This window comes from Cellulomonas bogoriensis 69B4 = DSM 16987 (assembly GCF_000767165.1).
GTDB lineage: Bacteria > Actinomycetota > Actinomycetes > Actinomycetales > Cellulomonadaceae > Actinotalea > Actinotalea bogoriensis.
In genome coordinates this window covers 1-463 of sequence record NZ_AXCZ01000467.1, presented here as the reverse complement: position 1 = coordinate 463, position 463 = coordinate 1, and the positions used below count along the sequence as shown (strand labels likewise).

General features: G+C 76.0%; 1 pseudogene. It reads right to left on the bottom strand.

Features of this window, described 5'->3' with window-relative positions:
- Positions 1 to 463: pseudogene (locus N869_RS18255) on the bottom strand (hypothetical protein); the annotation flags it as partial.

The window sequence follows — 463 nt, the reverse complement described above, 5'->3', positions numbered from 1 at the left end:
CGGCCAGGCGCCCGTCGCCGGACCGCGGACCGTCCGCGCGGTCGCCACGCGTGACCACTCGGTCACCTGCCGCCCGTCCTGCCGCAGGACCGTGGCCTCGACCGCACCGTCGGGGCCGGAGCGCAACGACAGGACCCGCACCGCGTCGACCGACAGCTGCATCTGACGGCCGACGGCCGGAACCACCGGGTGCTCGTGGACCCGCAGGGCCACCGGGTCCTCACGTACGGCACCGGGCCCTGCACCCGTCCAGGCCCCGTGGGTGGTCACCCACGCCGTCAACGTCGCCGCGGGCCCCACCACCACCAGGACGGCCACGGCACCGGCCGTGACCTGGCGCCACCCGAACGCGTGACCTGCCGCCCGGGTGAGCACCCCGTCGGCACCCACCAGGGCCGCAGCCAACAACCCGACCAGCGCCAACGACAGGGCCGGGCCCTGCCACACCGTGATCATGTGGGCG